This window comes from Streptomyces genisteinicus, assembly GCF_014489615.1.
In the GTDB taxonomy this organism is placed as follows: Bacteria; Actinomycetota; Actinomycetes; order Streptomycetales; family Streptomycetaceae; genus Streptomyces; species Streptomyces genisteinicus.
This window is the reverse complement of record NZ_CP060825.1, coordinates 4,102,501-4,121,190: the sequence shown is the minus strand read 5'-3', so window position 1 is coordinate 4,121,190 and position 18,690 is coordinate 4,102,501. Positions and strand designations below refer to the sequence as shown.

At 71.3% G+C, this 18,690-nt stretch carries 16 protein-coding genes and 2 rRNA genes (1 of these 18 only partly in view); 3 read left to right on the top strand and 15 right to left on the bottom strand.

Features of this window, described 5'->3' with window-relative positions; translation table 11 throughout:
• Positions 1–111: 111 nt before the first annotated feature.
• From IAG43_RS17925 to IAG43_RS17905, 5 genes are all read right to left on the bottom strand, one after another.
• Positions 112–1,773 (bottom strand): bifunctional uroporphyrinogen-III C-methyltransferase/uroporphyrinogen-III synthase, encoded by a 1,662-nt coding sequence (locus tag IAG43_RS17925; protein ID WP_187741735.1) that lies wholly within the window; start codon positions 1,771–1,773, stop codon positions 112–114.
• Complete coding sequence (gene hemC, locus IAG43_RS17920; RefSeq protein ID WP_187741734.1) at positions 1,770–2,729, bottom strand: hydroxymethylbilane synthase; 960 nt, start codon at positions 2,727–2,729, stop codon at positions 1,770–1,772. The genes IAG43_RS17925 and hemC overlap by 4 nt, the downstream gene beginning before the upstream one ends.
• Complete coding sequence (locus IAG43_RS17915; protein WP_187741733.1) at positions 2,726–4,402, bottom strand: glutamyl-tRNA reductase; 1,677 nt, start codon at positions 4,400–4,402, stop codon at positions 2,726–2,728. Before IAG43_RS17915 ends, hemC begins: the two co-directional genes overlap by 4 nt.
• Positions 4,399–5,124 (bottom strand): redox-sensing transcriptional repressor Rex, encoded by a 726-nt coding sequence (locus tag IAG43_RS17910; RefSeq protein WP_187741732.1) that lies wholly within the window; start codon positions 5,122–5,124, stop codon positions 4,399–4,401. Before IAG43_RS17910 ends, IAG43_RS17915 begins: the two co-directional genes overlap by 4 nt.
• A 323-nt stretch (positions 5,125–5,447) precedes the next feature.
• On the bottom strand, positions 5,448–5,723 hold the full coding sequence (locus IAG43_RS17905; protein ID WP_187741731.1) for a glutaredoxin family protein: 276 nt from the start codon (positions 5,721–5,723) through the stop codon (positions 5,448–5,450).
• Positions 5,724–5,838: 115 nt separating this feature from the next.
• Between IAG43_RS17905 and IAG43_RS17900 the strand changes: the two genes are divergently transcribed.
• The 3 genes from IAG43_RS17900 (at position 5,839) to IAG43_RS17890 (ending at position 9,585) form a co-directional block, all read left to right on the top strand.
• The gene (locus IAG43_RS17900; RefSeq protein ID WP_187741730.1) at positions 5,839–6,783 is read left to right on the top strand and encodes an HAD family hydrolase; all 945 of its coding nucleotides are present in this window, start codon (positions 5,839–5,841) and stop codon (positions 6,781–6,783) included.
• A gap of 459 nt (positions 6,784–7,242) precedes the next feature.
• Complete coding sequence (locus IAG43_RS17895; protein ID WP_187741729.1) at positions 7,243–8,088, top strand: ECF subfamily RNA polymerase sigma factor, BldN family; 846 nt, start codon at positions 7,243–7,245, stop codon at positions 8,086–8,088.
• Between the two features lie 303 nt (positions 8,089–8,391).
• Positions 8,392–9,585, top strand: coding sequence for a DUF5667 domain-containing protein (locus IAG43_RS17890; protein ID WP_187741728.1), 1,194 nt, complete (start codon positions 8,392–8,394; stop codon positions 9,583–9,585).
• A 188-nt stretch (positions 9,586–9,773) separates the two neighbouring features.
• Here IAG43_RS17890 and IAG43_RS17885 read toward each other — a convergent pair whose 3' ends face one another.
• The 10 genes from IAG43_RS17885 to IAG43_RS17840 form a co-directional block, all read right to left on the bottom strand.
• Positions 9,774–10,904: a lysophospholipid acyltransferase family protein gene (locus tag IAG43_RS17885; protein WP_187741727.1), complete on the bottom strand. Its 1,131-nt coding sequence runs from the start codon at positions 10,902–10,904 to the stop codon at positions 9,774–9,776.
• An 80-nt stretch (positions 10,905–10,984) separates the two neighbouring features.
• Positions 10,985–12,058 carry an NAD-dependent epimerase/dehydratase family protein gene (locus IAG43_RS17880; protein WP_187741726.1) on the bottom strand — a complete coding sequence of 358 codons (1,074 nt, stop codon included), beginning with the start codon at positions 12,056–12,058 and terminating at the stop codon, positions 10,985–10,987.
• Positions 12,059–12,240: 182 nt separating this feature from the next.
• The gene (locus IAG43_RS17875; protein WP_003948845.1) at positions 12,241–12,339 is read right to left on the bottom strand and encodes a 30S ribosomal protein bS22; all 99 of its coding nucleotides are present in this window, start codon (positions 12,337–12,339) and stop codon (positions 12,241–12,243) included.
• A 121-nt stretch (positions 12,340–12,460) separates the two neighbouring features.
• Positions 12,461–12,673, bottom strand: a complete 213-nt coding sequence (locus IAG43_RS17870) for a helix-turn-helix domain-containing protein (protein ID WP_159100305.1) — start codon at positions 12,671–12,673, stop codon at positions 12,461–12,463.
• Between the two features lie 128 nt (positions 12,674–12,801).
• Positions 12,802–13,605 carry a phosphatase gene (locus IAG43_RS17865; protein WP_187741725.1) on the bottom strand — a complete coding sequence of 268 codons (804 nt, stop codon included), beginning with the start codon at positions 13,603–13,605 and terminating at the stop codon, positions 12,802–12,804.
• A gap of 143 nt (positions 13,606–13,748) precedes the next feature.
• Positions 13,749–14,924 (bottom strand): acetoin utilization protein AcuC, encoded by a 1,176-nt coding sequence (locus IAG43_RS17860; RefSeq protein WP_187741724.1) that lies wholly within the window; start codon positions 14,922–14,924, stop codon positions 13,749–13,751.
• Positions 14,875–16,098, bottom strand: a complete 1,224-nt coding sequence (locus IAG43_RS17855; protein WP_187741723.1) for an MFS transporter — start codon at positions 16,096–16,098, stop codon at positions 14,875–14,877. The genes IAG43_RS17860 and IAG43_RS17855 overlap by 50 nt, the downstream gene beginning before the upstream one ends.
• A 43-nt stretch (positions 16,099–16,141) precedes the next feature.
• Positions 16,142–16,786, bottom strand: coding sequence for an HAD family hydrolase (locus tag IAG43_RS17850; protein ID WP_187741722.1), 645 nt, complete (start codon positions 16,784–16,786; stop codon positions 16,142–16,144).
• Between the two features lie 166 nt (positions 16,787–16,952).
• Positions 16,953–17,069, bottom strand: a 5S ribosomal RNA gene (gene rrf / locus IAG43_RS17845).
• Between the two features lie 79 nt (positions 17,070–17,148).
• A 23S ribosomal RNA gene (locus tag IAG43_RS17840) occupies positions 17,149–18,690 on the bottom strand (it continues 1,584 nt past the right edge of the window).

Genomic DNA, 18,690 nt, shown 5'->3' with positions numbered 1-18,690 from the left:
CCCCTACCGGAGCAGCAGGCGCGCAGCGCGCATCCCCGGAACGCCCGCGTGGCCGGGCGGGAGGCTCCTCCCGCCCGGCCACGCCGGTCACACCCGTACAGCCCTCGGCCGTCACGTCGTCGTGCGACGCCTCCGCCCACCCGGACGCCGCTCCGACGGCCGGGTCACGTGCTCGCCGGCCTCCACGGCCGCGGCGCGGCGTGCGGCGCCGAACTCCGCCAGGGCCTCGGCGAGGCGGTGCACCGACGGCTCCGGCGACAGGACGTCGACCCGCAGGCCGTGCTCCTCCGCCGTCTTCGCGGTCGCCGGGCCGATGCACGCGATCACGGTCACGTTGTGCGGCTTGCCGGCGATGCCGACGAGGTTCCGCACGGTCGACGAGGAGGTGAAGAGCACCGCGTCGAACCCGCCGCCCTTGATCGCCTCGCGGGTCTCGGCCGGCGGCGGCGAGGCGCGGACGGTCCGGTAGGCGGTGACGTCGTCGACCTCCCACCCGAGTTCGATCAGTCCGGCGACCAGCGTCTCGGTCGCGATGTCGGCACGCGGCAGGAAGACGCGGTCGATCGGGTCGAAGACCGGGTCGTAGGGCGGCCAGTCCTCCAAGAGCCCGGCCGCGGACTGCTCGCCGCTCGGGACCAGGTCCGGCTTGACGCCGAAGTCGACCAGCGCCGCCGCCGTCTGCTCGCCGACCGCCGCCACCTTGATGCCGGCGAAGGCGCGCGCGTCGAGCCCGTACTCCTCGAACTTCTCCCGCACCGCCTTGACGGCGTTGACCGAGGTGAACGCGATCCACTCGTAGCGGCCGGTGACCAGGCCCTTGACGGCGCGCTCCATCTGCTGGGGCGTGCGCGGGGGCTCGACCGCGATGGTCGGGACCTCGTGCGGGACCGCGCCGTAGGAACGCAGCTGGTCGGAGAGCGAGGCCGCCTGCTCCTTGGTGCGCGGCACCAGCACCTTCCAGCCGAAGAGCGGCTTGGACTCGAACCAGGCGAGCTGGTCGCGCTGGGCCGCGGCGCTGCGTTCGCCGACGACGGCTATGACCGGCTGGTGCCCTTCCGGCGAGGGCAGCACCTTCGCCTGCTTCAGGGTCTGCGCGATGGTCCCGAGCGTCGCCGTCCAGGTCCGCTGGCGGGTGGTGGTGCCGGCGATCGTGACCGTCAGCGGGGTGTCCGGCTTGCGGCCGGCCGCCACCATCTCGCCCGCCGCCGCGGCGACCGAGTCGAGCGTGGTGGAGACGACGGCGGTGCCGTCGCTCGCCCCGACCTCGGTCCAGCAGCGGTCGGACGCCGTGCGGGCGTCGACGAACCGGACGTCGGCGCCCTCCGCGTCCCGCAGCGGGACACCGGCGTACGCGGGCACGCCGACGGCGGTCGCGACACCCGGCACGACCTCGAAGGGGATGCCCGCGGCGGCGCAGGCGAGCATCTCCCGCCCCGTGTCCGTGTCCAGGCCCGGGTCCCCCGTGACGGCACGCACGACCCGCTTGCCGCCCCGTGCGGCCTCCATGACAAGATTGGCCGCGTCCCTGAGAACGGGGATGCCGGCGGACACTGACGCGTCGTCAACCACCGTCAGCTCAGGCGTGCTTACGCCCGCCCGGGCATGAGCGCGGACGACCTCCAGCACAGCGGGTTCGGCGACCAGGACGTCCGCGCCGGAGAGGGCCTCCACGGCGCGCAGGGTCAGCAGACCGGGGTCGCCGGGACCGGCGCCCAGGAAGGTGACGTGCCCGTGTGCCGGGAGGGCCGGATGGTTCGAGGTGGTGGGGCTCAAAGTGCTCGCTCCCCCATAAGACCGGCCGCACCCTTGGCGAGCATCTCGGACGCGAGTTCGCGACCGAGCGCGAGTGCGTCGCCGTGCGACGTGGGTACGGGACCGGTGGTGGACAGCTGCACCAGCGCGGAGCCGTCGGTCGTGCCGACGACGCCCCGCAGGCGCATTTCGGTGGCATCCTGGCCGTCGGCCGGCAGGTCGGCCAGCGCACCCACAGGTGCGGAGCAGCCGGCCTCCAGGGCGGCGAGCAGGGAGCGCTCGGCGGTCACGGCGACCCGCGTGTGCGGATCGTCGAGCTCGGCGAGCGCGGCGACGAGCGCCGCGTCGGACGCGGGACACTCGATCGCCAGGGCCCCCTGGCCGGGGGCGGGCAGGACGAAGTCGACCGACAGGAAGTCGGTGACCTCGTCGGTCCTGCCGATGCGGTGGAGTCCGGCCGCGGCCAGCACGACGGCGTCGAGCTCCCCGCTCCGTACGTATCCGATCCGGGTGTCGACGTTGCCGCGGATCGGCACCGTCTCGATGCGCAGCCCGTGCGAGCGGGCGTACGCGTTGAGCTGCGCCATGCGGCGCGGCGAACCGGTGCCGACGCGGGCGCCGTCGGGCAGCCGGTCGAGGGTCAGTCCGTCGCGGGCGACGAGCGCGTCCCGCGGGTCCACCCGCGGGGGCACGGCGGCGACCGTGAGGCCCTCGTGCTCCGCGGTGGGCAGGTCCTTGAGGGAGTGGACCGCGAAGTCCACCTCCCCGTTCAGCAGCGCGTCGCGCAGCGCCGCGACGAACACCCCGGTGCCGCCGATCTGCGACAGGTGTTCACGGGAGGTGTCCCCGTACGTCGTGATCTCGACGAGCTCGACGTCCCGGCCGGTGGCGCGGCGCACCGCCTCGGCCACGTGCCCGGACTGGGCCATGGCGAGCTTGCTGCGCCTGGTCCCGAGCCTCAGTGCCCTCTCGGTCATACTCGCCCTCGGTTCTTGACGTCTGCGTCATTCAGATCGGCCCGGCTGACGGAGGCGACCGTCTCCGGGTCGAGGTCGAACAGGGTCCGCAGCGCGTCCGCGTACCCGGCGCCGCCGGGTTCCCCGGCGAGCTGCTTGACCCGCACCGTGGGCGCGTGGAGGAGCTTGTCCACCACGCGGCGCACGGTCTGGGTGATCTCGGCGCGCTGCTTCTCGTCGAGCCCGGTGAGCCGCCCGTCGAGGCGGGCCAGCTCGCCGGCCACCACGTCGGCCGCCATGGTCCGCAGCGCGACGACGGTCGGGGTGATGTGGGCGGCGCGCTGGGCGGCGCCGAAGGCGGCCACCTCGTCGGAGACGAGGGTGCGCACCTGGTCGACGTCGGCGGCCATGGGCGCGTCGGCGGAGGCGTCCGCGAGGGACTCGATGTCGACGAGGCGGACACCGCTGAGCCGGTGCACGGCGGCGTCGACGTCGCGCGGCATGGCGAGGTCGAGCAGCGCGAGCCGCACCGGCCGGGTGTCGCCGGCGGCGGGCGCCGGGCGGCCGGCGGGGTGCGGGACGCGGGGGGTGCTCGCGGCCCAGGCGCCGTGCTGGGTGAGGGAGCCGGCGGGCGTGTCGTCGAGGCCGACCGGGCATTCGGAGCCTGGGGCAACGTCCATGCCGCCGGTCACGCCGGTGATCGCGGCACGGGCGGACCGGGCGGCCTCGGTGTCGTCCAGCGGTTCGGCGGCGGCGGGCAGTTCGGCCACCCGTCCGTGGCGGGCGGCGGCCGCCGCGAGGCGGGCCACCAGGCTGCCCTCGGGGGCGCGCAGGTCGGCGCCGGTTCCGGCGGCGGGTTCGACGTGCTGGGCCACGGCGGCGGCGACGGCCTCGGCGGTGAGGACGAGACCGGTCGCCCCGGTGCAGGACACGGCCACGTCGGCACGTGTCAGTTCGTCCGCCACCGACGACATCGGCACGGCCACGGCGCGCGCGCCGGCGTCGGACAGGGCGGCGGCCAGTCGCTCGGCGCGCTCCTGGGTCCGGTTGGCGATCACGAGTTCGCGTACGCCGAGCCGGGCCAGCGTGGTCGCGGCGAGCGACGACATCGAGCCGGCGCCGATGACCAGCGCCCGCTTGTCGGCCGCCCAGGCGTCGACGGACCCGCCCGCGGCGAGCTGTTCGAGGCCGAAGGTGACGAGCGACTGCCCGGCACGGTCGATGCCGGTCTCGCTGTGCGCGCGCTTGCCGACCCGCAGCGCCTGCTGGAACAGGTCGTTGATCAGCCGTCCCGCGGTGTGGAGTTCCTGCCCGCGGGCGAGGGCGTCCTTGATCTGGCCGAGGATCTGTCCCTCGCCGACGACCATCGAGTCCAGTCCGCACGCCACCGAGAACAGGTGGTGCACGGCCCGGTCCTCGTAGTGCACGTACAGATAAGGGGTGAGCTCCTCCAGGCCGACGCCGCTGTGCTGGGCGAGCAGCGTGGAGAGCTCGGCGACGCCGGCGTGGAACTTGTCGACGTCCGCGTACAGCTCGATGCGGTTGCACGTCGCGAGGACGGCGCCCTCGGTCGCGGGCTCCGCGGCCAGGGTGTCGTGCAACAGCTTGACCTGCGCGTCAGGGGAGAGCGAGGCACGCTCCAGAACGCTCACCGGAGCGCTGCGGTGACTCAGTCCGACCACCAGGAGACTCATGCCGGCATCACGGCGGGCATGTCCCCGTCAGGTCCCTTCCGCGTCGAGGACTCGGCCTCCTCGCCGGCCTTCCGCTGCTCGTGGAAGGCGAGGATCTGCAGCTCGATCGAGAGGTCGACCTTGCGCACGTCGACGCCGTCCGGCACGGACAGCACGGTCGGGGCGAAGTTGAGGATGGAGGTGACACCGGCCGCGATCAGACGCTCGCAGACCTGCTGGGCGGCCCCGGCGGGGGTCGAGATCACGCCGATCGACACGCCGTTGTCGCTGATGATCTTCTCCAGCTCGTCCGTGTGCTGGACGGGGATGCCCGCGACGGGCTTGCCCGCCATGGACGGGTCGGCGTCGATCAGCGCGGCGACGCGGAAGCCGCGGGAGGCGAACCCGCCGTAGTTGGCGAGCGCGGCGCCGAGGTTTCCGATGCCGACGATGACGACCGGCCAGTCCTGGGTGAGCCCCAGCTCACGGGAGATCTGGTAGACGAGGTACTCGACGTCGTAGCCGACACCGCGGGTCCCGTAGGAGCCGAGGTAGGAGAAGTCCTTGCGCAGCTTCGCGGAGTTGACGCCCGCCGCGGCCGCGAGCTCCTCGGACGACACCGTGGGCACGGACCGCTCCGACAGCGCCGTCAGCGCGCGGAGGTACAGCGGGAGCCGGGCGACGGTGGCCTCGGGGATTCCTCGGCTACGGGTCGCCGGTCGGTGATTTCGGCCAGTTGCCACGATGCTCCTGGGGGATGAGCGAGGCTGCAGGCGGCCGTGTGTCCCAAGACCGCCCCGTCGAATGCAGGCTATGTCTTTGTGAACGCGTGCACAAAGATTGTGTCCGCTTTGTCCGTGCAAAGTGATGGGGGTCACGCGATCAGGGGGCCCGATCCTGGAACCGCGCACGGTCCGGGGCCGTTCGGTGCTCGAAGGGGACAAAGGTGTGCACACTCCTCGCGACGACGCCCCCCGAGACCGCTTGGCGACACCACTGTGCCCTGTGCACCCGGCGCGGGGACAGGGCCCGGAGCCCCCGGGATTCCCGCCCCCTCGCGCTTTCCTCAGTCCCGCAGCGCCCGGCGCAGCCGCGCCGGGTCGACCCGCCAGAACGTGTGCTGCTCGCCGTCGACCAGGACCACCGGGATCTGCTCCCAGTAGGCGCGGTGGAGTTCCTCGTCCCGGGTGATGTCCTTCTCCTCGAACGCGGCCCCGGTCTCGGCGCACACCGCGCGCACGGCCTCGCGCGCGTCGTCGCACAGATGGCAGCCGGGCTTGCCGATCAGCGTGACGACACGCTCGTCGGCCCTCTTCTTCGTACGGCGCAGCAGCGGACTCATGCCCTCCATTCTGGCCGCGCCGACCGGCTCCGCTTAACAGCGCGGACCCGGACTGTTCACGCCGCCGCATCCCGCCGGGTCGGGACCGGTGACGCGGACTGGCTATGCTCACGGCATGGCCGCACTGGGATGGCTCACCCCCCGAAGGCGCTCCGCCACGGCACGCAGCGTGCTGGCAGGCGAGGCCGCAGCCGAGGCAGCCCGCAAGTCCTCGCAGACCATCGAGGCGCTCCAGGAGCTGGAGGGCGAGCAGGCGCCGCCCGCCGAGCCGGTCTTCCCCGTCGCCGGCGACGTGCACGCCGCCGCCTTCTTCGACCTCGACAACACCGTGATGCAGGGCGCGGCGATCTTCCACCTCGGCCGCGGGCTGTACAAGCGCAAGTTCTTCCACCGCAGCGAACTCGCCCGGTTCGCCTGGCAGCAGGCATGGTTCCGGCTGGCCGGCGTCGAGGACCCCGAGCACATGCAGGACGCCCGCGAGAGCGCCCTGTCGATCGTGAAGGGCCACCGCGTCTCCGAGCTGATGACCATCGGCGAGGAGATCTACGACGAGTACATGGCCGACCGCATCTGGCCCGGCACCCGCGCGCTGGCCCAGGCGCACCTGGACGCGGGCCAGAAGGTCTGGCTGGTGACCGCGGCCCCGGTCGAGACCGCCACGATCATCGCCGGCCGGCTCGGGCTGACCGGGGCGCTGGGCACCGTCGCGGAGTCGGTCGACGGCGTGTACACCGGCAAACTCGTCGGGGAGCCGCTGCACGGCCCGGCGAAGGCGGAGGCGGTACGCGCCCTGGCCTCCGCCGAGGGACTCGAACTCGAGCGCTGCGCCGCGTACAGCGACAGCCACAACGACATCCCGATGCTGTCCCTGGTCGGCCACCCGTACGCGATCAACCCGGACAGCAAGCTGCGCAAGCACGCCCGCGCGCGCGACTGGCGGCTGCGCGACTACCGGACCGGCCGCAAGGCCGCCAAGGTCGGCATCCCCGCGGCCGCGGGCGTCGGCGCCCTCGCCGGCGGCACCGCCGCGGCCGTCGCCCTCCACCGCCGCCGCCGCTGACGCCGACGGCGCGGGGCCACGGCCCCCAGCCCGCTCCGAGCGCGTCCTCATGCCCGTTCACGCCCCCGCGCGCCCCCGCACCCCGCTTCCTCCCGCAGGGCTGTCGCCGCACCGGGCCCGCCCTGCGGAATCCGGCACGGCAGCGGGCGTGTCGCGAAAAAACGATCGTCCGTACGCGCCTTGACGCCCCGACCGGTTGCATTGTGACCGACGGGCCGGGGATCACCCTCCATAAGGACAGATCACGACGTAAAGCGATCAACAACTGCTCACGATGTGCGACTTGATGCGTCATCAACTCACCACAGAACCGTCTCAAACGGCGATTTGAGCAACTGGGTGTAGCACTGCCTGTACGAAGCGTTATTCTCCTCAGACGCATGACGGACCCCACCAGTCATCACGACGGGTGAACGGTCCCGCACTGCACGTGATGAAAGCTCTGCCTCTGGGAGTCCCGTGTACCCACACGTCGGGGTTGACGCCTCGGGCCTGGCTACGCTGCGCGCAGCGGTCATCGACCACTTGCGCGGCCTCGTCCCCGCCGCGTACGCCGTCCCCGCATTCGCCACACCCGCCCTCGCCGGCGGCGGTCCCGCCGCCCCCTGCTACGCCCTCGCGGACGGCATCGAGTCGGGCCCGGCGCGCACCGCGGTCGCCGACGGGCGCCGGGCAGGCGACGCACGCACCGTCGCCAGACGGGGCACCCGGACCGCCGGCGCCTCGACCACCGCCCGCCGCCCCACGGCCGACAGCGACAGCGCGCGCATGATGGACCTCGTCGAGCGCGCCCAGGCCGGCGAGGCCGAGGCGTTCGGCAGGCTGTACGACCAGTACAGCGACACCGTCTACCGCTACATCTACTACCGCGTCGGCGGTAAGGCCACGGCCGAGGACCTGACCAGCGAGACCTTCCTGCGCGCCCTGCGGCGGATCTCCACCTTCACCTGGCAGGGCCGCGACTTCGGCGCCTGGCTGGTGACGATCGCGCGCAACCTCGTCGCCGACCACTTCAAGTCGAGCCGCTTCCGCCTGGAGGTGACCACCGGCGAGATGCTCGACGCCAACGAGGTCGAGCGCAGCCCGGAGGACTCCGTCCTGGAGTCCCTGTCCAACGCCGCCCTGCTCGAAGCCGTGCGCAAACTCAACCCGCAGCAGCAGGAGTGCGTGACCCTGCGCTTCCTCCAGGGGCTGTCCGTCGCCGAGACCGCCCGCGCCATGGGCAAGAACGAAGGCGCGATCAAGACCCTGCAGTACCGCGCCGTCCGCACCCTCGCCCGGCTGCTGCCCGAAGACGCCCGCTGAGACCCCGCCTCCCCGGCGGCCCCGGCCGCACCACCGCGACCCGGCCGCACCCTCCCCCACAGGGGCCCCACCCCCCGCACCCACCCCGACCCAACTCACCCTCGGTGACGCCCCGATGACGCACTGGTCCGATCATCTTTCGCGCGTAACCCAAGTGCCGCGCCGCTCGTTGTGCGGGATGCAGGCTCCCTGTGGACGCGCCATGCCCGCAGCCACTCACTCGTTCGTGTGGATGTGCTCAAGGCGTGCAACCCTCCAGCCCCCCAGGGGAGTCGATCGTCATGACGAGAGGAGGTGCCGCCAGTGATCGCGAACGTTTCGGCACACCGGCGGGCGAGCGCCTTCGCCCAGGCCTTGGAAGACCAGGCGGCCGTACAGCCGGACACCCCGGTCGAGGAGACCGGGCAGGAACGGCTGCTCAGCCTGGCACACGGTCTCGGCGAACTGCCGAAACCGGAGATGGACCCCGAGGTCAAGGTGGTCCAGCGCGCCCGGCTCGTGGCCGCCATGGAAACGATGCTCATGGAGGGCACCGCCGGCACAGGTGCGTCCGCGGGCCCTACGGTGCCCGAGCAGCGGACCCACGGCCGCGGCGCCCATCGGGCCTCCCCGCTCCGGAAGTTGCGGCCGCGTTCCCGGTGGTCCAAGGGACTTGCGGCCGGCGGACTGACCGTGGGCGTTGCCGCGGGCGCGTTCAGCGGAGTGGCCGCTGCCAGTGGCGACGCCCTCCCGGGTGACTCGCTGTACGGACTCAAGCGCGGCATGGAGGACTTCCGGCTGGTCCTCGCGGACGGCGACTCCGACCGCGGCGAGCTCTACCTCGACCAGGCCTCCACCCGGCTGAGCGAGGCCCGCCGCCTGATGGAGCGCGACCGCGCGGGCAGCCTGGACCACGAATCCATGGGCGAGATCCGCCGGGTGCTCACCGGCATGCGGCACGACGTCGGCGAAGGCCACCGGCTGCTCAGCGCCGCGTACGCGCGCGACGGCTCGCTCGGCCCGATCGCCACCCTGGACTCCTTCTCGCGCGCCCACCGCGACACCTGGAACGGCCTGCGCGACCGGCTCCCCCTCCAGCTCGCCGACGTCGGCGCCGACGTCAGCTCGGCCTTCGACGCCATAGACGAAGAGGTCGGCCCGCTCCAGGCACTGCTCCCGCCCACCCCGCAGGGCGACACCCCCGGATCGCCCGCCCCGGGCACGGGCGAGGCATCCGGCACCGCCACCCACCCCGGCAGCCCGGCGCCCTCCCGGCCCGGGCAGGAGAGCGGCCGGCCCGGTCAGGACACGGCACCGCGCCCGTCCGGATCCAGCACCGCCCCCGCCGACGACGGTCTGCTCGGCGGCAACACCGGCGGTCTCCTCGACCCGCCCGCACAGCAGACCACCCCGCCCCCGTCCGGCAGGCAGTCGCAGGACCCCGTCCCCGACGTCACCATCCCGCCGCTGCTTCCGGGCATCCTCCCCGGACTCGGCTTCGACGCCGAGGACGAATGACGGACAGCCCGCCCACCGCACCGGGCTGACGCGGACGGCCGCGGTACGACGCGAGGGGTGCTCCCACAGGTCAGGTGGGAGCACCCCTCGTCGTCGTCCACCGCACGGACGGGGCCCGCGCCCCACAGGTCCGCGCACCGAAGGCCCGCGCCCCGCGGGACGACGGCGCGGAAGGACCGCTCAACCGCTCAGAAGAAGACCGAACGGCGCTGCACCAGAAGCTTGTACAGCGTGTGCTGGATCTGCTCCCGCACCTGATCGGTCAGGTTGAACATCAGCATCGGGTCCTCCGCCGCCTCCGGCGGATACCCGTCCGTCGCGATGGGCTCCCCGAACTGGATGGTCCACTTCGTCGGCAGCGGCACCGCGCCCAGCGGGCCCAGCCACGGGAACGTCGGCGTGATCGGGAAGTACGGGAACCCCAGCACCCGCGCCAGCGTCTTGGCGTTGCCGATCATCGGGTAGATCTCCTCGGCGCCGACGATCGAGCACGGCACGATCGGCGCTCCGACCCGCATCGCCGTCGACACGAACCCGCCCCGGCCGAACCGCTGGAGCTTGTAGCGGTCGGAGAAGGGCTTCCCGATGCCCTTGAAGCCCTCCGGCATCACCCCGACCACCTCGCCGCGCGTGAGGAGCCGCTCCGCGTCCTCCGCGCACGCCAGGGTGTGCCCCGCCTTGCGGGCCAGCTCGTTGACGACCGGCAGCATGAACACCAGGTCGGCGGCGAGCAGCCGCAGATGCCGCCCCGCCGGGTGGTTGTCGTGGACGGCCACCTGGAGCATCAGTCCGTCCAGCGGCAGCGTCCCGGAGTGGTTGGCCACCACCAGCGCCCCGCCCTCGGACGGGATGTTCTCGATGCCCTTCACCTCGACGCGGAAGTAGTTCTCGTACATCGGGCGGAGCAGCGACATCAGGACCTGGTCGGTGAGCTCCTCGTCGAAGCCGAACTCGTCCACCTCGTAGTCACCGGTCAGCCGCTTGCGCAGGAACGCCAGCCCTCCCGCGATCCGCCGCTCCCAGCCCCCGCCCTCCGACGGCACCGGTCCGCCGGACGGCCCGGCGGCCGGCTCCCCGTCGTCCCCGGCCGGCTGCCCGGGCAGCGCGCTCACCACACTCTCCCGGGGCCCCGCACCGCGCCCGTGGGGCAGCCGTGCCGCCCCGGCGCCGGCCGGCTGCTCGCCGCCGCCCGCCGACTCGCCCGCGGGGGCCGCCTCGGGCTTCCTGCGGCCGGCCCCGGCGGGCCGCCGCCGAGCGGGGCGCTGCGCGCCACCGCGCGAACGGTCGTCGTCGAACGGAATGACCTTGGCGTCCGCCATCGTCCGCTGTGCTCCTTGTCGGGCCCCGCCCGGGTGCTCCCCGGGCCTGTCCGCGCCGCTCGGGCGCTGTGCGCCGCCGCTCATCCACTGCGGCCGGGCGTACGGCCGGCCGGCCGCGCGCCCCGCCCGGAGGGCAGTGCCGCCGCCACCTGGTCGACCGCCTTCACCAGGGCCTGGGGCGGCAGCAGCCCCGGCCCCTTGCTGCGGGCGAAGTCCGCGAACGTCTCCGCCGTCGTGTACCGCGGGGTGAACCCCAGTGTCTCGCGCATCTGCACGGTGCTGACCACCCTGCCGTGGGTGAGCAGCCGGATCTGCTCCGGCGAGAAGTCGGTCACCCCGACCGTCCGCAGCGCCGAACCGATCCACGTCACCGCCGGGAGCAGCACCGGGACCGTCGGCCGCCCGAGCCGGCGCGAGCACTGGGCGAGGGTGAGCACGCCGTCGCCCGCGATGTTGAACGTGCCGCTGTTCAGGGTGCCCCGGCGCGGCTCGTGCAGCGCGATCCCGAGGACGTCGACCACGTCGTCCTCGTGGACGAACTGGAGGCGCGGATCGTAGCCGAGGACCGTCGGCATCACCGGCAGCGAGAAGAACTCCGCGAGCGGGGAATCCGCGCACGGGCCCAGGATGTTCGCGAACCGCAGCACGCACACGGCCACGTCCGGCCGGCGCCGGGCGAAACCGCGCACATAGCCCTCGACCTCGACGGCGTCCTTGGCGAACCCGCCGCTCGGCAGCGACTTGGGCGGGGTCGTCTCCAGGAAGACCGCGGGGTCCCGGGGCGCGGAGCCGTACACGCTCGTGCTGGACTTCACCACCAGCCGCCGGACGGTCGGGGACTTCTGGCAGGCACCCAGCAGCTGCATGGTGCCGATGACGTTGGTCTCCTTGACCGACGTGCGCCCGCCGGCACCCAGCGGCGTACCGGTGACGTCCAGGTGCACGACGGTGTCCACGGCGTGTTCGGCGAGCACGCGCGCGATGGCCGGCTGGCGGATGTCGGCACGGACGAACTCCGCGCCGCCCAGTTGGTGTCCGGGCGTCTGGGCGTCCACCGCGATCACCCGGTCCACCTCGGGATCGCGCCCGATGCGGCGCACGAGACGGCCGCCGAGCTGTCGGGCGACCCCGGTGACGAGCACGACCTTGCCCAAGATCAGCGCCTTCCCTAGGTCCTGGCGTCACCGTAGCGCGTCGTTGTTGCACTGTGATGACCGCACGGCGCACTTTTGCCAGGACCTTTCGATTCGCGCCCCCGCGGCGTCCTCACCGCGCCCCGAACGCACCTCGGCCCTCCCACCGGACGGTGGGAGGGCCGAGAGACGGACAGCGCCGCTTACTTCTTGTTGCGACGCTGAACGCGCGTGCGCTTGAGCAGCTTGCGGTGCTTCTTCTTGGCCATCCGCTTGCGCCGCTTCTTGATAACAGAGCCCACGACTACCCTCGCTCACTTCTCTTCACTGGTGCGGGGCGTCTGGGCCCACACGACCTACGTCGGCCTAGCCTACCTGCCGCCGAGTGAGGGACGTAATCCGAGGGCGATCGCCCGCCCCCCGTCACGCCGATTCCACCCCCACGAAGGATTCGCGGAGATACTCGTGCACCGCCTGCTCCGGTACCCGGAAGGACCTCCCCACCCGAATCGCCGGCAGATGACCGCTGTGCACCAGGCGGTACACCGTCATCTTCGACACCCTCATCACCGAGGCGACTTCCGCCACGGTAAGGAACTTGACCTCGTTGAGAGGCCTTTCGCTGCCAGCTGTCATGACCCACCTGTACCTTCCGCACCCGACGCGCACCGGCTTCCCCTCCGGTGACTCTTCGTCGCTGTGCGCTCACTGCCCAGACTAGGGGCGGGTGATACGAGTGGGGAAGAGGAGCTGCAATCGGTCTCCTACTGTGACAGACGGGCCCGATTGAGCACATAGCGCGTGAGCGGCAGATACGAGCCCGCCCGGACGGCGTCGTCGAGCGGCACGGCGACCGACACCCTGCCCTCCGCCTCCCCGACGAAGAGCGCCGGATCGTCCGTATCGGCCAGCCCGATGGCCTCGATGCCCAGCTGACCTGCCCCGCAGACCCACCCGTGATCACCGACGACCAGCCCCGGCAGCGGGCCGCCGGCCTCGGCCGCAGCCTCCAGCGCGAGCCGGACGGGCAGCGGCGAATGCGTGTGCACGCCGCCGCGGGCACCGGTTCCGTCCCGGAGCAGAGCCACCCCCCGGACGTAGACGAGGGTGAGCGTGCGTACGCCGAACCGGGTCGTTATGTCGACACTTCGCCCCTGCGCAGGGGTGAGAACAGGACATCCCGCCGCCGACACGGCGTCTGCGAGACCGGCGTAGAACCCCAGCAATCGGTGCGGATGCCCCGTACCGAACAGCACCGGGGCCCGCCGGCGCACCGCCTCGCCCAGCCGTCCGGCGAACGCGGACAGCGCCCGCAGCGTCAGCTCCGGGTCGATCACGTCGTCGCCCCGCACGCACCGGGGGTCCGCCGACACCCCGCACTTGGCCGCCATCAGCGCGATCAGCCGCCGTTCGCTCCACGCCGGCCCCGGGTCGAGCCCGATCGTCACCCGCGGATCCCCCGCGGCGAACGCGCGGTAGCTCCGCAGGCTCGCCTCGCGCGAGGTGGCCACGTCCCCGGCCAGTCCCGAGGCCAGCAGATGCGCACGCAGCGCAGTGGTGCTCCACACTCCTCAGATGCTGGCGCAGCACCCGCCCCGCAGGGCGAAAACCCGGGAAAACACGCACAGTTGGCGTAATCCGGCCCAGCTCTGTCCGGGCCGCGCCCCTCCGCCGGGCCGCACCCGTCCCACCGGGCGGTTGCGGGACCGGCTCAGGCCAGCAGGCCGCGCAGCGGGAACACCGATCGCCGGGTGGCCAGAATCGCCTGGTCGAGCCGGTCCCCCGGGTCGTAGCCCTGGTCCCAGCCGTTCCACCGCACCGGCCACCGGCCGTCGGTCATCCGCCCGGGGGCCAGTCGCCGCGTCCGCGCGTACACCTCGTCCCGCCACTCCGGCGGGATCACCGACTCCGGCTCCACCGGCTGGTGCGCGGCGATCCCCACCAGGTGGGTCCACGACCGCGGCACCACGTCCACGATCTCGTAACCGCCCCCGCCGAGCGCGATCCACTTCCCGTCCGCACAGGAGTGGGCGAGGTCGTGGCACGCCTCCTGCACCGCGCGCTGTGCGTCGAGCGACACCGCCAGATGTGCCAGCGGGTCCTCGAAGTGGGTGTCGGCGCCGTGCTGGGTGACGAGCACCTGCGGCCTGAAGTCCGCCAGCAGTTCGGGGACCACCGCGTGGAACGCCCGCAGCCATCCCTCGTCACCGGTTCCCGCGGGCAGCGCCAGATTGACGGCCGAGCCCTCGGCCGCGCCGCCGCCACCGGTCTCCTCGGGCCAGCCGGTCTGCGGGAACAGGGTCCGCGGATGTTCGTGGAGCGAGATCGTCAGCACCCGGGGGTCGTCCCAGAACGCGGCCTGCACGCCGTCCCCGTGGTGCACGTCGACGTCCACGTACGCGACCCGCTCCGCGCCCAGTTCGAGGAGCCGGGCGATGGCCAGCGAGGCGTCGTTGTAGATGCAGAAGCCGGACGCGGCTCCCGGCATCGCGTGGTGGAGGCCGCCGGCGAAGTTCACCGCGTGCCCCGCCTCACCGCGCCAGACGGCCTCGGCCGCGCCCACGGACTGTCCGGCGATCAGCGCCGACGCCTCGTGCATCCCGGCGAAGGCGGGGTCGTCGACCGTGCCGAGCCCGTACGACTGGTCGGCCCCGTGCGGGTCGCCGGAGGCCGCGCGGACCGCCGCGACGTAGTCGGCCCGGTGCACGAGCCGGAGCGTCGAATCCCCCGCGGGCTTCGCCGCCACCACGTCCACGGCACGGTCGAGCCCGTAAGCCCGCACCAGACCCATGGTCAGTGCGAGCCGCACCGGATCCATCGGATGGCTGTCCCCGAAGTCATACTTCGTTACCGCCTCGTCCCACATCAACAACCCGCGGCCGCTCATGCCCGCCACCGTATCGGGCGTCGTCCGATCCGAACGAACGGGCGTACCCGAGCGTCGCGAGCACCAGGACCATCGGCACCAGCATCGCCCCCCGGTAGCTCCACGCGTCTCCGAGCGCGCCCACCAGGGGCGAGCCGACGAGGAAGCCCACGTAGTTGAAGACGTTCAGCCGTGCCACCGCGGCGTCGCTCCGCCCCGGGGCGAGGCGGCCTGCCGCGGCGAAGGTCTGCGGCACGACGACGCACAGCCCGAGCCCGAGCAGGGTGAAGCCCCCGATGCCCGCCCACGGCCCCGGTGCCGTCGCCACCACGGCGAAGCCGGCGGCCGCGAGCAGGGTCCCGCACCGGACCACCGCCACCGCGCCGAACCGCCGCACGCCCAGGTCGCCGACGGTCCGCCCGATGAGGGTGGTCACCATGTACGCGTTGTAGGGCACCGTCGCCAGCTCCTCCGAGCCGCCGAGCACGTCCTCCAGGTACTTCGCGCTCCAGTTGGAGACGGTGGAGTCCCCGATGTACGCGAAGGCCATCACCAGGCACAGCGGCATCAGCACCCCGAACGGCACCCCCGTACCGCCGCTTCCGGCCTCGTCCGGGCCCTCCGGCTCGCCGCCCGTCCGGTCCGCGTACCACCGGCTCGCGACCAGGGCGGCCGACACGAGCAGCAGGACCACCGGCAGGTACGAGGTGAGGAGGGCCAGGTCCTGGTGGGCCCCGGCCCACGCCAGGGTGGCACCGGTGATCCCGCCGAGGCTGTAGGCGGCGTGGAAGCCGAGCATGATGCTCCGCCCGTACTCCCGCTGGAGGCTGACGCCCAGCATGTTCATGGAGGCGTCGAGCGCTCCGACCGCGAGCCCGAACACGCCCAGTGCGACGGCCACGTGCCAGACGTCCCGTCCGCCGGCCACGCCGAGGAGGGAGAGCAGGACCACCGGCTGGGACCAGCGCAGTACGGCGCTCGGCGCGATCCGCCGCACGGCCCGTCCGGTCAGCACGCTGCCGACTCCGGCGAGGACGGGCACGGCCGCGAGGAACACCGGGAGGAGGCCGTCGGATATCCCGTACCGCTCCTGCACGGCCGGTATCCGGGTCACCAGCAGGGCGAACGCGACGCCCTGCGCGAAGAAGCTGAACGCCAGGGAGGCCCGCCCGTGGCGCAACCGCGCATCTGTCATGGCCGCACAGCGTAGGCCCGCGGTCTACCGGGCAGTAGACGGATCACACGAGCAGTGCGAGGAGGTCCTTCATGTCCCCGAAGCAGCCCTTGGTGCCGGCCAGGACCTGTGCGGAGGTCATCGCCGTGAATCCGTACACGTCCATACCGGCGGCCAGGGCGGCGGCCACCCCGAGCCGGCTGTCCTCGACGACGACGCACCGTCCGGGCTCGGCGCCCATCGTCCGCGCGGCGTGCAGGAACAGGGCGGGATCGGGCTTGCCCCGCCCCACGTCCTCGGCGCTGAACACGACGGAGTCGTCGAACCAGCGGTCCAGGCCGGTCCTGCGGTGTCCGAACCTGATGCGCTCGTGGCTGCCGGAGGAGGCCACGCAGTACGGGATGCCGCCGTCCCGGAGCGCTCCCAGCACGTCGACGACGCCGTCGACGACGGTCAGTTCCCGCTCGAACGCGGCGAAGGTGCGCGCGTGGAGTGTGGCGTCGAAGTCCCCCGGCAGCGCCTGCCCGGTGCGCTCCCGCACCAGGTCGTGCACACGGTGGACGGCGGCGCCCATGTAGTCGCGCAGCGAGTCCTCGTAGGTGGTGGGGTGTCCGAGCTCGGTGAGATAGCCGGCGAGGACGACATTGGCGATCGGCTCGCTGTCGACGAGCACGCCGTCGTTGTCGAAGATGACGAGGTCGTAGCGCATGGGCCCGAGCCTATGCGACGCCCGTTCGAGCGTGATCCGTACGCCGACGCGTGCGGGGTCGTCCGGGATGCGTACGTCGGGGATGTGTCCGTCCGGGATGCGCGGGATTCGGCGGTGAACGCAGAAAAGCCCCGGAACAAGGTTCCGGGGCTTCCCCACAATGATTGTTCGGCGGCGTCCTACTCTCCCACAGGGTCCCCCCTGCAGTACCATCGGCGCTGAAAGGCTTAGCTTCCGGGTTCGGAATGTAACCGGGCGTTTCCCTAACGCTATGACCACCGAAACACTATGAAGATGTCGAACTACCAGCCGGCAAAGGCGAGTTCGTTACTTCAGAACTAACACAGTGGACGCGAGCAACTGAGGACAAGCCCTCGGCCTATTAGTACCGGTCAACTCCACCAGTTACCTGGCTTCCATATCCGGCCTATCAACCCAGTCGTCTACTGGGAGCCTTACCCTCTCAAGGAGGTGGGAGTCCTCATCTCGAAGCAGGCTTCCCGCTTAGATGCTTTCAGCGGTTATCCTTTCCGAACGTAGCCAACCAGCCATGCCCTTGGCAGGACAACTGGCACACCAGAGGTTCGTCCGTCCCGGTCCTCTCGTACTAGGGACAGCCCTTCTCAAGACTCCTACGCGCACAGCGGATAGGGACCGAACTGTCTCACGACGTTCTAAACCCAGCTCGCGTACCGCTTTAATGGGCGAACAGCCCAACCCTTGGGACCGACTCCAGCCCCAGGATGCGACGAGCCGACATCGAGGTGCCAAACCATCCCGTCGATATGGACTCTTGGGGAAGATCAGCCTGTTATCCCCGGGGTACCTTTTATCCGTTGAGCGACGGCGCTTCCACAAGCCACCGCCGGATCACTAGTCCCGACTTTCGTCCCTGCTCGACCCGTCGGTCTCACAGTCAAGCTCCCTTGTGCACTTACACTCAACACCTGATTGCCAACCAGGCTGAGGGAACCTTTGGGCGCCTCCGTTACCCTTTGGGAGGCAACCGCCCCAGTTAAACTACCCATCAGACACTGTCCCTGATCCGGATCACGGACCCAGGTTAGACATCCAGCACGACCAGAGTGGTATTTCAACGACGACTCCACAACCACTGGCGTGGCCGCTTCAAAGTCTCCCACCTATCCTACACAAGCCGAACCGAACACCAATATCAAACTGTAGTAAAGGTCCCGGGGTCTTTCCGTCCTGCTGCGCGAAACGAGCATCTTTACTCGTAGTGCAATTTCACCGGGCCTATGGTTGAGACAGTCGAGAAGTCGTTACGCCATTCGTGCAGGTCGGAACTTACCCGACAAGGAATTTCGCTACCTTAGGATGGTTATAGTTACCACCGCCGTTTACTGGCGCTTAAGTTCTCAGCTTCGCCCGGACGAATCCAAGCTAACCGGTCCCCTTAACGTTCCAGCACCGGGCAGGCGTCAGTCCGTATACATCGCCTTACGGCTTCGCACGGACCTGTGTTTTTAGTAAACAGTCGCTTCTCGCTGGTCTCTGCGGCCACCCCCAGCTCAGAGTGCAAAACTCATCACCAGGAATGGCCCCCCTTCTCCCGAAGTTACGGGGGCATTTTGCCGAGTTCCTTAACCATAGTTCACCCGAACGCCTCGGTATTCTCTACCTGACCACCTGAGTCGGTTTAGGGTACGGGCCGCCATGAAACTCGCTAGAGGCTTTTCTCGACAGCATAGGATCATCCACTTCACCACAATCGGCTCGGCATCAGGTCTCAGCCTTAATGTGTGACGGATTTGCCTATCACACGGCCTACACCCTTACCCCGGGACAACCACCGCCCGGGCTGGACTACCTTCCTGCGTCACCCCATCGCTTACCTACTACCACCTTGGGTCAGCGGCTCCACCACTCCGACCTCGTCCGAA